Source organism: Paenibacillus antibioticophila (genome assembly GCF_000455265.1).
In the GTDB taxonomy this organism is placed as follows: domain Bacteria; phylum Bacillota; class Bacilli; order Paenibacillales; family Paenibacillaceae; genus Fontibacillus; species Fontibacillus antibioticophila.
In genome coordinates, this window is sequence record NZ_HG005140.1 from 477386 (window position 1) to 489283 (window position 11898).

Below are 11898 nucleotides of genomic sequence, written 5' to 3' on the forward strand. Positions count from 1 at the left end.
TATTTAGCCTCCGAAATTGTAGCCTTTTTTCACAATCATATAAATAAATAGCGGTGAACCTATTACCGATGTAATGATTCCGATAGGCAACTCCACATTAGTGATCAGCGTTCTGGACAAAATATCGGACCAGATCAGGAACAACCCGCCAAGCAATAACGTGCCTGGCATAAGACGCTTGTGATCCGCGCCGAACATCCCCCGAGAAATATGGGGCACAATCAAGCCTACAAAGCCGATCATTCCGGCATAAGCAACCATCGTTCCTGTGATCAGGGCCGTTACGATCATATACAGCTTGCGATAGACGCTAAGGTTGATGCCAAGCGTAATGGCGGACTCATCGCCCACTAACATGGTGTTGAGCACCCGATGCTGGAACAGGAATACCAGGCAGCCCACTAGAACGATTACTGCCAGCACGGGAGCTTTCTGCCAGCTTGCTGACGCCAGACTACCCATGGACCAGAAGGTCACTGTTTTGATCCCCTCGGCGTTATTCGCAAAATAGATAATCAGGCTTGAGAAGGAACTGCACAATGCTCCAATGACAACCCCCGACAAGACCAGCTTCACCGAGGTTGCCTTGCCGCCGATACTTGACAGCACCAGTACGGCTACTGAGGTGATCATCGCGCCGGCGAAGGCTCCGAATGCAACACCTAGTTGCGCCAGCATTGCGCCGCTGCCGAACCCGATCAGGATGGCAAAAGTAGCTCCTAGCGAAGCCCCTGACGAAATCCCGAGAATATAAGGATCGGCAAGCGGATTTTGAACAATCGCCTGCATGATCGCTCCACACAAAGACAACCCCATGCCTATGAGTAAGGCGAACAAGACACGGGGCATTCTCACTTGCATAATAATGTTCAAGTAAGACTCGTTATCGATCCGGTCAATCGAACCCAGATAACCGTGGGTTAGCGTATGCAGCATGATGTTCATAGATTGCGTGAACGGAATATGTACCTGCCCGATTGAGACGGAGAATACGGCGGATACCATAATCGACCCGATCAAACCACAAATGATCGTATAATAAAGACGACCTTTCTCTCTTTTTTTGGCGTCAATCACACTCAAAAATTCACCTCCCTGTCCTTCCTCTATCAGCGACAAATGTCAATGATAAATATAAATGATAACGATTATCATTATCATACTACACGATCCCTATCAGCATTTCAATCCTTTACTATGCAAAAACTCCCCAACCCAGCTTCTTTGCTGAGGAGGGGAGCTTCATTGTTTGCTTGTAAATGCTGTACTTTAGCGCCAATCCATATTCACTTTGCCTCTGGCCTCTTCGGCATACAGATGCAGCGTTATCCTGCCCGAATCGGGGAGGTCGCTTAAATCCCAAATATAAGGTGTGTCCAGCTCGTTCAGCAGGAGCCGCTTCTGCTCTTTGCCGTCCAGGGATATAACGGCTTCCACTGTCCCTTTTTTGATCTCGGTGTCCAGAGTGATCTGCTTTGACTCTCCCTGCTTGATTTTAATAGCCTGAACCTTTTCACCATTAAAATACCAGAAAGACAGCTTCCATACCCCCGGCCGCATCGTTTGCGTCTGTCCGATCGAAACATTCTTAGCCGCAAACATTTCGGGCTGAGCGGCATAGAGACTTCCGAAGACGACCCCAAGCACTAGCAGACTGGTTAAGATCATACCCACCATTGCGGCGATCAGCGGCTTCTTGCTGTGCTTCGCATCTGAAGGCACGGTCATACCCGGTTGAACTAAGGAAACGCCGCAATTCGAGCAGTAGTGTTTGCCCAATTCCGTCTGCCCTCCACATGAAGCACAAAGCGCTCGTTGCTGTTTGCGCCCAATCAGGAAGTAGAGCAGCAACCCTATCAAATTGGGCACTAGAATAACGATAATAGTCCATATTCCGGCATCAAGGCCGCGGGCCTTCGCATCCTGATACGTCCATATTCCCAAACAAGCTATAGATCCCAGTACCAACAGCAATGCTGCGCCAAGTCCGATCCATATTTGATCATAACTCATCCACGACATAGATATTACGCTCCTTTCTGGTCCACAACCGGGCTGTTGCCGATAATGCCACCGAACAGAGGATGAGGCAGGCTCCAGCCGGAAGCGATAGCAAAGACAGCCAGGAATTTGGAAATATAAAATTCACTCCAGCGACCAGGGTGATAGTCTGCAATCCTCCGATCACAGTCGGAAGCCACCATGATATCTCCCACTTGGCGGGTTTCCGGCGAATTTGCTCTAGGAGAACCGCCTGAACGGCTGGAGGCGGAATTTCTTCTTCCGTCAGAGACATACGGAGTAATCCGTCTAACTTCTCGTCATCCGTCATAACCTGATTCCTCCAATCTCAATTTGAGCTTCTGACGCGCTTGATGCAACCTGCTCTTGACGGTGCCTTGAGGAATGCGCAGCGCGCTCGAAATATCCTGAACAGACATGTCTCCCATGTAATAGAGCAGCACGGGTACTCGCAAGGCATCGGATAATTGCTGCACCGCCTCCCGAAGCTCAATCTGAGTTTGCTGCTGTTCTACCATTCTTTCCGTGGACTTCTCATCAGGCACTTCATTTACTTGGACATTGTTGTAGTGCAAGGGGACAATTCTTTGTCTGCGGGCAAATTTTCTCCGTTCATCGGACCACAGCCTGGTGGCTACCGACATCAGAAACCCGGCCGGATTATGGGATAAATCCAGGGTCCCCTTCATATCAAGAATACGAAGATAGGTTTGCTGGTACAAATCATCCGCATCTCCTGGGGTAAAGGCCAGCCTTCGGCAGAAGGTGTATAACCGGGTGCCATAATCATGTACCAGTTGTTCGACAACTTGCCTCTCTGTTGCCACGCTCTCCCCTCCCTTCACTTATATATCCGCATGTGAATGAATTCGGTTCTATCGTTCAATTATCTTTTTTTATAAAATAGGACAAACATATCTCAATTTAAAAAACCGAACTGACGAAATTCTATTTTAGAGTTTCGTCTCATAGTTCGGTTTTTTACGGTTATCGCTTCAATTCCATCGGTCAAGAGGTTCGTTTAGGACAGGACGAGCAATAGTCCTCCTGTTTATCTGAGGTTACATAGTAGAAGCAACAGGTTTTGCGGACTCTTATGGGCTTCTCATAGCCGCTTCTTACCACCTTGGGACTGTTGAACTGCATCAGGGGGTTTCGCTTCTCGCCAAACAGATGCGCCGGCGCGGCATGCAGCAAGTAATGATAGTCCTCCTCCAGCCGCTGCTTCTGCTCCAAAGTGGCTTCCTTCCCAAAATTTTTCTCATATAGCCAATAAACATAGATCGCTGTGTTCTCCCACAGGATAGATTTCGGCACCTTGGCAAGCTTGGCCAGAGCGCTCCATACCCGGGACAGGTTCCCGGCAAACATGCGTTCCAGCACCTCGTCGCGCCATTCCGCACGCCGCCCGGCAGCTGGCTCCGTCATTGTCCAATCCATCAGCCGCGCCTTGGGCAGCCATGCTCCGCCGAGATACACGGATTCGATCTCCCCGTTCTCCAGTTCCAGGTTGTACCCCTTGTTGAAATAGGATAGAGCATACAGATTGGCCGCGATCACTAAGTAGGCATACCGTTTGGCGAACATCGATACCGCGGCAACCGATGAATCCGTCTCATAGATTTGACCTACCTTCTGAAGGTAAGCTTGGCTTTTGTCCGGGTCCAGCAAATCCGTAAACGGCAGACAATAGGTTCGATCCTCCGTCACCTCTTGGGTTAACCGATAGCTATCAGCCAGAACTTGATATTGCTCCGGCTGCAGCGAGTTGACCATAACGTGATTCTCCATGAATGCTCCTGCCCCTTCCATGCGGAATACATAACGGTGTGCCAAACAACGGATCCATCGTAATCTCGCATTCCATACCGAATACGTGCCGAACGAGCTCGCGAGTCACAATATCCTCGGGTTGCCCTTGAGCATATATCGATTTCTCATTAACGGCCACAATATGATGCGCGTAACGACAGGCCAAATTCAGGTCATGCAGCACCATCACGATGGTGCGCTGCTCCTTCTCGTTCAATTCGAACAGCAGGTCCAGCACTTCAATCTGGTGGCTCATATCCAGATAGGTTGTCGGTTCGTCCAGCAATAAGGTATTGGCTCCCTGCGCCAGCGTCATGGCAATCCATGCCCGTTGCCGCTGTCCTCCTGACAACGCATCCACGGGACGTTCAGCCAGTTCGGTCAAGCGTGTGGATTCCAACGCCAGACGGACCATCCGTTCATCTTCACGCGACCATTGCTTGAGCCAGCTTTGATGGGCGTATCTCCCTTGTCTGACCAACTGATTGACCGTCAGTCCTTCCGGAGCAGACGGCCCCTGCGGCAAAATCGACATCCGCTTGGCAATCTCTTTGGTCGGCAGCTTGGCAATCTCCTCCCCGCTCAGCAGTACCGTGCCGGAGCGGGGCGCCTGCAAGCGCGCCATGGTACGCAGCAAGGTCGATTTGCCACAGCCATTGCTGCCGATCAGGACGGTGATTTGCCCTTGCGGTATCGTTAAGTTCAAGTCCTCGATGACCGGCTCCGGACCATAAGCGATCGTAAGATTTTTGGCTTCCAATGTGCTCAAGCTTCTCTCCCCCAATCAGAATTGATTTCTGTTCCTGAACAGCAAATATAAGAAGAATGGCGCACCAATTCCGGCAGTAAATACTCCAGCAGGCACATCGAGCGGCAAAAAGGCCGTTCGTCCAATCAAGTCAGCTCCGCACACCAGCAGCGCCCCAATAGGTGCCGATGCCAGCAGCAGACTACCGAACAGGTTCCCTACCAGCCGTCTGGCGATATGGGGAGCAATGAGTCCGACGAAGCCAAGCGTTCCTGCCACGGATACGGCAAAGCCCGCCAGCAGCACGCTGCACAACAAGAGACCCACACGCTCACGCTGTACCGCTACGCCTAGCCCTGCCGCCAAATCATCGCCGAACGCCTGGGCATTAATGCTCCGAGCAAACCACAGCGATAGCGGAAGGACAAGCAGAATGACGGGCAAAATGGTATAGACCTCGCGCCACGCTGCCCCGTAGACACTTCCTGTCAGCCAGATGTAAGCCTGCCCTGCGCTATAAAACGGGCTCAGGATCAACATGAACGTCGTGCCTGCCCCGGTGATCGAGGATACCCCGATGCCGATCAGCACCAGCCGAATGGGGGTAACTCCGGACTTCCAGGCCAACGCATAAATGATCAGCGAAGTCACCAATGCGCCGATAACCGCAAAGGCGGGCAATAACTTGATGCTAAGGGCTCCCCCTAATAGGGTCACGAAGCCAACTGCCGCAACCGCCGCCCCGCCTGTAATCCCGATCACATCCGGCGAAGCCAGCGGGTTGCGGATGATTCCCTGAAGGATTGCCCCGGACATGCCCAGGGCTGCACCCACCAATAGGGACAACAGCACTCGCGGCAGTCTCAGCGTCAGCACGACAAAGTCATGCTGCCCCTCATTAAGTCCCAGAATCGTCCACAGCACTTGAAGCGGGGAGATAAAATCACTGCCTATACTGGTTCCTACTACAGCACAAATTAGCACTAACAGCATGAGCGCCGTTATGACCAGCACCGCCCGCCGCTCGATCAGGAAAGAAAATCTCTCTCCCTTACTGCGAATAACGTATGTCTTCCTCATACCTTGGCCCCTCCCTTGCGCGCGATATAAACGAAGAACGGCCCGCCAATCAGAGCGGTAACCACGCCAATCGGCAGTTCATTCGGCAAAATAACCAGGCGCGCAATCACATCGGAACAGAGCAGCAGCACCGCTCCCCCAAACAGCGAATAAGGAATGAGCCAGCGGTAATCATTGCCGACCAGAGCTCGCATCACATGAGGAACAACAAGACCGACGAGTCCTACGGAGCCGGCAACGGCGACGGAGCCTCCGGCCAGGAACACAACAACAGCTCCCATGAGCAATTTGACCAGCAGGACATTTTGTCCCATTCCTTTGGCGATATCCTCGCCGGTCAAGAGTAAATTAATCGCCCGGCCCATGAAGAGCGCGACCAGAGCAGCGATGGTCATGTATGGCAGTACAGGATACAGCATCTCCAGCGTCCTTCCGCTGACCGAGCCCGCAAGCCAGAACAACACATCCTGCAGGCCTGTCGAATTCAGCACAAGCATCGCCTGGGTGAACGACGAGAATAGAGCCGTAATGGCCGTCCCTGCCAATACAATCTTGATCGGAGTGATTCCGTCCCGTCCTAGCGAGCCCAGTGCATAGACAATAAGGGCGGCTAAAGCTGCTCCGGCAAAGCCGAACCACATCATCGTGCTCAAGGAAGAGACAGAGAGCACTACAATGGACAGCACAATAAAGAAAATCGCCCCGGCATTAATGCCAAACACGCTTGGTGAGGCCAGCGGATTGCGGGTCAATGCCTGCATAAGCGCTCCGGCAACCGCAAGCGCAGCCCCCACCACGCCGGCAATGACGGTTCGGGGCAGCCTCTCCGTATGTAGTACGATATGTTCGATCGATTCTTCATTATAATTTCTGAACGCTTCCACAGCCGTGGAGAACGTGATTTCCGTGCGGCCAAGCATCAGGCTGGCAGCAGATGCTATAAGCAACAAGGCAAACAAGGCCGCAAGTCCCCATATCTTCGATTTATCTCGTAACAGTGGAAGCATATCCTCACTCTTTCGTATAATGAAATGCGGAGAGAGAGACCTGCTCTTTTAAAGGCAAGTCTCCCTGCTGCAATTAATTGAGCTTGAAGTATTCATACAGGTCATCAAGCACCATATTGGCTGTCTTATAACCCCCGGCACTATTCCATGCCACCTCATCCACCTGGACAAGCTGGCCATTCTTCACCGCATCGAGATTCATCCACAGCTTGCTCTTGGTCCAATCCTCATAGTTCTTCTGGATGGCCTCGGTTTCGGTCCCCGAATTGAAATTGAAGATCAGGTCGGCGTTCATATCGGGAATGCTCTCCTTGGAAGCCAATATGACTCCCCAAGTAGCATCGTCATCATGACCTTCCGGTCTGGTGAAGCCAAGCTCCTTGAGTATTTTCCCGGCATAGCCCATATAGAAAATCCGCACCTGATCTGCCCGGAAGTTGGTAATGGTCGCTTCAATCGGCAGACGATCGCCCATCTTCTCCTTGAAGTCAGCTACACGCGCCTCCCAATCGGCCAGCAATTGAGCGGATTCATCCTGCATGTTCATCGCTTCCCCGGCCGTTGCCAACGTTTCCTTCCAATCGTAAAGGGTTTCGGTCACCACCGTTGGTGCAATCTGTGATAATTGCTCGTAAATTTCTTCATGACGAATCTTTGTGGCAAGAATCAAATCCGGCTGCAGCTTATGAAGCTCCTCCAGATTCGGTTGGTTTTCTTGCCCGATAACAGGTACACCTTCCAAATCTGCCCGCAGGTACTCATATACCGGCTGCTGAACCCATGATTCTACAATCCCAGTAGGCGTAACCCCAAGTGAGACGACCACATCAGTCGCTCCTTGGAACAAGGTCACGACCTTCTTGGGCGTGCCTGTAATTTCCGTTTCCCCCATGGCATGCTTAATCACGCGGGTATCTTGGGCAGCACTGGCTTCCGCATTGCTGCTGGCGGTCTGTTCTGTATTCTCACTCGCATTGGTTCCCTTGTTATTCGTTGTACCTTCCGCCGCTCCTCCGGATGCACAACCGGATAAAGCAGCAATAATTAAAAGAAGTGCTACCGAGCTGAACAACCCTTTTCTTAACTTCAACATAACAACCATCTTCCCCCGCTCCTACTAGTTGATATTGAAAATCATTATCATTTAGGATTGTAATAGAATCCGAGAACGATTTCAATATTTATTTTAAATTTAATTTTTTCATCCGACTTTTACAGCATAGTATCGGCAATCTCAGACAATGCAGCAAGGGTACGAGTTCGCCCCATTTTTAGGTCCGCTTAGCATGCGGCTATAAGACACGGTAATCTGATCTGCATATAACAAAAAAAGGAAGACATCACCCCAATACATGGGAATGATATCTTCCTTTTCTATATAGAATCATGAAATTAATTATTGGTTCCGGATCATATAATCGAAGGCTCCAAGCGCTGCTGTTGCACCCGATCCCATAGAAATGATGATCTGCTTGTAAGCCGAATCGGTGCAGTCCCCTGCGGCGAATACGCCGGGAATTGTCGTCGCGCCATGCTTATCAACAACAATCTCTCCCATACGTGTACGCTCCAGAGAGTCGCCAAGCCAATCCGTGTTGGGAACAAGGCCGATTTGGACAAAGACGCCTTCCAGATCGATATGCTTCTCTTCCCCGCTCTCGCGCTCGATATAAGTGACACCGTTAACCTTGCTGGTACCGGTAACCTCTTTTACTTGCGCATTCTTGATCACGGTAGTGTTCGGCAAGCTGTTCAAGCGGTCTTGAAGTACAGAATCAGCCTTCAATTCCGGCATGAATTCCAGCACCGTCACATGGGAAGCGATACCTGCCAGATCAATGGCCGCCTCAATCCCCGAGTTGCCTCCGCCGACAACAGCTACAGGCTTGCCTGCGAATAACGGACCATCACAGTGCGGGCAATAAGCAACGCCCTTATTCTTGAACTCGGCTTCCCCCGGTACGCCCATATTACGCCAGCGCGCACCGGTAGAGATGATGACGGTCTTGCTATTCAGCACCGCACCATTTTCCAGCTCCAGCTCGATCAGGTCTTTCTTCTCCAGGCGCTTTGCCCGCTGCGACTTCATGATGTCGATGCCATATTCCTTGGCATGCTCTTCCAGGCTGGCAGCAAGCTTAGGGCCTTCCGTGTACTTGACGCTAATGAAATTCTCGATGCCCAGGGTATCATTGACTTGTCCGCCGAAGCGCTCCGCCACGATACCTGTACGAATCCCTTTACGTGCTGCATAGATGGCTGCGCTTGCTCCAGCAGGTCCTCCGCCTACAACAAGAACATCGTAAGGCTCTTTATCCTCGAACTCTGACGGATCAGAGGCAACCAGCTTAGCCAGAATATCTTCAATGGTCATCCGGCCGCTGCCGAAGACTTCCCCATTCAGATATACGGTTGGAACTGCAAGGATCTCCTTGCTCTCAACCTCTTCCTTAAAGGCTGCCCCGTCGATCATCGTATTTGAAATGCCGGGATTGAGAATACTCATCAGGTTCAAGGCTTGCACGACATCAGGACAATTGTGGCACGATAGACTTACATAAGTCTCGAAGCGATATTCACCCTTGATACTCTTGATCTGGTCAATGACGCTCTGCTCAACCTTCGGAGCTCTTCCGCTTGTTTGAAGCAATGCCAGCACCAGGGAGGTGAATTCATGGCCGAGAGGCACACCGGCAAAGACCACGCCAGTATCCTCGCCTGGACGATTCACACTAAAGCTTGGTGTTCTGGACAACGTGGTGTGTTCCACCTTGATTCGATTAGACATGCTCGAGAGCTCTTCAACAAGATCCAGCATGTCCTTCGATACGGTATCCGTCTGCGCACTGACCTTCAGCAGAATATCGCCTTCCATAAGCTGGAGATATTGCTCCAGTTGCTGTTTGATTTCTGCATCCAGTTTCATGGTTTCTCTCTCCTTAGATCTTGCCTACGAGGTCAAGACTTGGTTTCAGCGTCTCAGATCCTTCTTTCCATTTTGCAGGGCAAACCTCACCCGGATTGTTGCGTACATATTGAGCAGCCTTGACCTTGTCAATCAAATTACTTGCATCGCGGCCGATGCCGTCAGCTGTAATTTCGACTGTCTGAATTACGCCGTCCGGATCGATGATGAATGTGGCACGGTTTGCAACACCTTCTTCTTCGATCAATACGTCGAAGTTGCGGGAAATGGTATGGGAAGGGTCGCCGATCATAATATAAGTAACCTTACCGATTGCTTCGGAGCTGTCATGCCAAGCTTTGTGTACGAAATGGGAGTCTGTCGATACCGAGTATACTTCAACCCCGAGATCCTTCAAGGTTGCGTACTGGTCTTGCAGGTCTTCCAACTCAGTTGGGCATACAAATGTAAAGTCTGCAGGATAGAAGCATACTACGCTCCATTTTCCTTTGAAGTCAGCGTCGCTAACCTCTATGAAATTTCCGTTGTGATATGCAGATGCCTTAAAAGGTAGAATTTCTTTTCCAATCAATGCCATATTATCTTCTCCTCCTGAAATGTGGTTTTCGCAACTGCCTGAACAGTTATTTATATTAATTATTATATGCGAACCATTCTCAACGTCAATGTTATTCACGAAGTCTTCATAATTTTAGTATATCCATTACCATTGAGCGCGAAACTCTCTGCATCCGCACAGAATGAAGCTATTATTATACATTTTCCCTGGAGCTATGCTCGGAAAAGCTAAATTGCAGGCATTACATTCCCGCCGCATACCGGGATGAAGGCCCCCGTAGTGAAGGAAGCAAGATCACTTGCCAGGAAGACCACTGTATTGGCAATCTCTTGATCGGTTCCCCGGCGCTTTAAGGGGACGGACGATTCATACTGCGCCTGCAGCTCTGAGCCTTCCTCGCGATCCCTGTCGCTAATCGTCCAGCCAGGAGCCACCTGATTCACGGTAATGCCATGCTCTCCTACCTCTTTCGCAAGCACCCGGTAGAGGCCATCCATTCCCCGTTTGCCAGCCGTATACGCGGATTGACCCGGAAAGTTCTGCATGGAACACTCTGTGTTGATCCCGATCAATCGGCCAGCCCCGCGCTCGATCATAGCCGGCAGAAAGGCTTTGGCCAGATACACATTTTGCAGGACACAAGACTCAAATTGGCTGATATAATCCTCAGGACTCTGCTCCAAGACGGAGGTCCATTCATACTGCACCACGGCATTCGCAACCACGATATGAGGCAATTCCCCATAGAAGCCGGAAATTTCATCACGCATCCGACCGATCTCGGCTTGCGAGGTAATATCCGCCTGCACCAGCAGAGCCCGCCGCCCGAGTGCTTCTACCTGCTGCTTCAATTCCTCAGCCTTGCCGCGGCTGCTGCGGTAGTGAAAGATCACATCGGCCCCCGCTTCAGCCAGCGTGCGGACCATTACCCTTCCAAGCTGTCCGCCTGCACCCGTGACCAGTGCAATTTTTCCGGTTAGATCAATAGGTATCATGTCGGGATCTCCTTTTCTAGAAAATAGGGATAGATTCAAATCTATCATACCTTATTCTGGAACAGATACACGGAAATAAATGCAGCCCCTTCCCTTGAAAAGGAGGAGGCTGCTTGAGTATTTATGCTACTGTTTCTCTGGAACGTTAATCTGGAAAGTAATACCAAATTTGTCCCGAACAATTCCGTATAAAGGACTCCAATCTGTCTTTTGCAATGGCATAAGAACTTGTCCGCCCTCTTCTAGTGCACTGAATATTTCTTTAGCTCTGGATTCCTCCTGCGGATGAAGGGCGATCTGAACAGCGTCTCCTCCTGCCTGATACGGCATCCCGGGAAAGGTGTCGGAAAACATAATATCCGAGTCCCCTACCTTCAAATGAGCGTGCATGACCCGATCCTTGATATCATCCGTTACAGGATGCTCCGGATCCTCCGGCATATCGCCGAACAGCATAATACCAACAATTTGTCCGCCTAGAGCCTTCTCGTAAAAATAAACAGCTTCCTTGGTAGTGCCATCAAAATTCAGGTACGGATTTAAATGAATGGACATGTTTGCACAGCTCCTTTACGGAAATTTAGATCATCATCAGTATATAACATATCCGTACTGTTGTTATTCATCCATGGGCAGACTTTCTATTGCGGTAAGGGGAATCAGACGGCCACAATCACTGTGGAGGCTCCTCGGTCTATGGTATAATCCTTTTTAACAATCGATGTAAAGATTAGTTATCATATTGCGAC

The 11898-nt window shown here is 50.5% G+C and carries 13 protein-coding genes; all 13 read right to left on the reverse strand.

What is annotated here, in order from left to right:
* Positions 1–3 precede the first annotated feature (3 nt).
* The gene (locus TX85_RS16015; RefSeq protein ID WP_392391849.1) at positions 4–1005 is read right to left on the reverse strand and encodes a FecCD family ABC transporter permease; all 1002 of its coding nucleotides are present in this window, start codon (positions 1003–1005) and stop codon (positions 4–6) included.
* A gap of 264 nt (positions 1006–1269) precedes the next feature.
* Positions 1270–2022: a PLD nuclease N-terminal domain-containing protein gene (locus TX85_RS16020; RefSeq protein WP_044480533.1), complete on the reverse strand. Its 753-nt coding sequence runs from the start codon at positions 2020–2022 to the stop codon at positions 1270–1272.
* Complete coding sequence (locus TX85_RS16025) at positions 2003–2332, reverse strand: hypothetical protein (RefSeq protein WP_044480535.1); 330 nt, start codon at positions 2330–2332, stop codon at positions 2003–2005. The genes TX85_RS16020 and TX85_RS16025 overlap by 20 nt, the downstream gene beginning before the upstream one ends.
* On the reverse strand, positions 2322–2849 hold the full coding sequence (locus tag TX85_RS16030) for an RNA polymerase sigma factor (protein WP_049895002.1): 528 nt from the start codon (positions 2847–2849) through the stop codon (positions 2322–2324). The genes TX85_RS16025 and TX85_RS16030 overlap by 11 nt, the downstream gene beginning before the upstream one ends.
* A 181-nt stretch (positions 2850–3030) precedes the next feature.
* Positions 3031–3813: an IucA/IucC family C-terminal-domain containing protein gene (locus tag TX85_RS16035; protein ID WP_158297347.1), complete on the reverse strand. Its 783-nt coding sequence runs from the start codon at positions 3811–3813 to the stop codon at positions 3031–3033.
* The gene (locus TX85_RS16040) at positions 3755–4603 is read right to left on the reverse strand and encodes an ABC transporter ATP-binding protein (protein WP_044480538.1); all 849 of its coding nucleotides are present in this window, start codon (positions 4601–4603) and stop codon (positions 3755–3757) included. The genes TX85_RS16035 and TX85_RS16040 overlap by 59 nt, the downstream gene beginning before the upstream one ends.
* A gap of 15 nt (positions 4604–4618) precedes the next feature.
* Entirely contained in the window at positions 4619–5662 is a 1044-nt protein-coding gene (locus TX85_RS16045) for a FecCD family ABC transporter permease (RefSeq protein ID WP_044480539.1), read from the reverse strand.
* A complete protein-coding gene (locus TX85_RS16050; protein ID WP_044480540.1) occupies positions 5659–6669 on the reverse strand; it encodes a FecCD family ABC transporter permease in 1011 nt (336 codons plus the stop codon). Before TX85_RS16050 ends, TX85_RS16045 begins: the two co-directional genes overlap by 4 nt.
* Before the next feature lie 73 nt (positions 6670–6742).
* On the reverse strand, positions 6743–7762 hold the full coding sequence (locus TX85_RS16055; RefSeq protein ID WP_044480872.1) for an ABC transporter substrate-binding protein: 1020 nt from the start codon (positions 7760–7762) through the stop codon (positions 6743–6745).
* A gap of 303 nt (positions 7763–8065) precedes the next feature.
* Complete coding sequence (ahpF, locus tag TX85_RS16060) at positions 8066–9595, reverse strand: alkyl hydroperoxide reductase subunit F (protein WP_044480541.1); 1530 nt, start codon at positions 9593–9595, stop codon at positions 8066–8068.
* A 13-nt stretch (positions 9596–9608) separates the two neighbouring features.
* A complete protein-coding gene (gene ahpC / locus TX85_RS16065) occupies positions 9609–10172 on the reverse strand; it encodes an alkyl hydroperoxide reductase subunit C (protein ID WP_044480542.1) in 564 nt (187 codons plus the stop codon).
* 209 nt (positions 10173–10381) lie between these two features.
* Positions 10382–11149 carry an SDR family NAD(P)-dependent oxidoreductase gene (locus TX85_RS16070; RefSeq protein ID WP_392391846.1) on the reverse strand — a complete coding sequence of 256 codons (768 nt, stop codon included), beginning with the start codon at positions 11147–11149 and terminating at the stop codon, positions 10382–10384.
* A gap of 126 nt (positions 11150–11275) precedes the next feature.
* Entirely contained in the window at positions 11276–11704 is a 429-nt protein-coding gene (locus TX85_RS16075; protein WP_044480544.1) for a VOC family protein, read from the reverse strand.
* Positions 11705–11898: the final 194 nt, after the last annotated feature.

What these genes read in the sequence shown, in the direction of transcription:
- TX85_RS16025 (WP_044480535.1), bottom strand. Translation starts at nt 2,332, where the DNA reads ATGACGGATGACGAGAAGTTAGACGGATTACTCCGTATGTCTCTGACG.
- TX85_RS16075 (WP_044480544.1), bottom strand. Translation starts at nt 11,704, where the DNA reads ATGTCCATTCATTTAAATCCGTACCTGAATTTTGATGGCACTACCAAG.
- TX85_RS16050 (WP_044480540.1), bottom strand. Translation starts at nt 6,669, where the DNA reads ATGCTTCCACTGTTACGAGATAAATCGAAGATATGGGGACTTGCGGCC.
- ahpC (WP_044480542.1), bottom strand. Translation starts at nt 10,172, where the DNA reads ATGGCATTGATTGGAAAAGAAATTCTACCTTTTAAGGCATCTGCATAT.
- TX85_RS16015 (WP_392391849.1), bottom strand. Translation starts at nt 1,005, where the DNA reads ATGGTATCCGCCGTATTCTCCGTCTCAATCGGGCAGGTACATATTCCG.
- TX85_RS16020 (WP_044480533.1), bottom strand. Translation starts at nt 2,022, where the DNA reads ATGTCGTGGATGAGTTATGATCAAATATGGATCGGACTTGGCGCAGCA.
- TX85_RS16070 (WP_392391846.1), bottom strand. Translation starts at nt 11,149, where the DNA reads ATGATACCTATTGATCTAACCGGAAAAATTGCACTGGTCACGGGTGCA.
- TX85_RS16055 (WP_044480872.1), bottom strand. Translation starts at nt 7,762, where the DNA reads ATGTTGAAGTTAAGAAAAGGGTTGTTCAGCTCGGTAGCACTTCTTTTA.
- TX85_RS16035 (WP_158297347.1), bottom strand. Translation starts at nt 3,813, where the DNA reads ATGGAGAATCACGTTATGGTCAACTCGCTGCAGCCGGAGCAATATCAA.
- ahpF (WP_044480541.1), bottom strand. Translation starts at nt 9,595, where the DNA reads ATGAAACTGGATGCAGAAATCAAACAGCAACTGGAGCAATATCTCCAG.
- TX85_RS16045 (WP_044480539.1), bottom strand. Translation starts at nt 5,662, where the DNA reads ATGAGGAAGACATACGTTATTCGCAGTAAGGGAGAGAGATTTTCTTTC.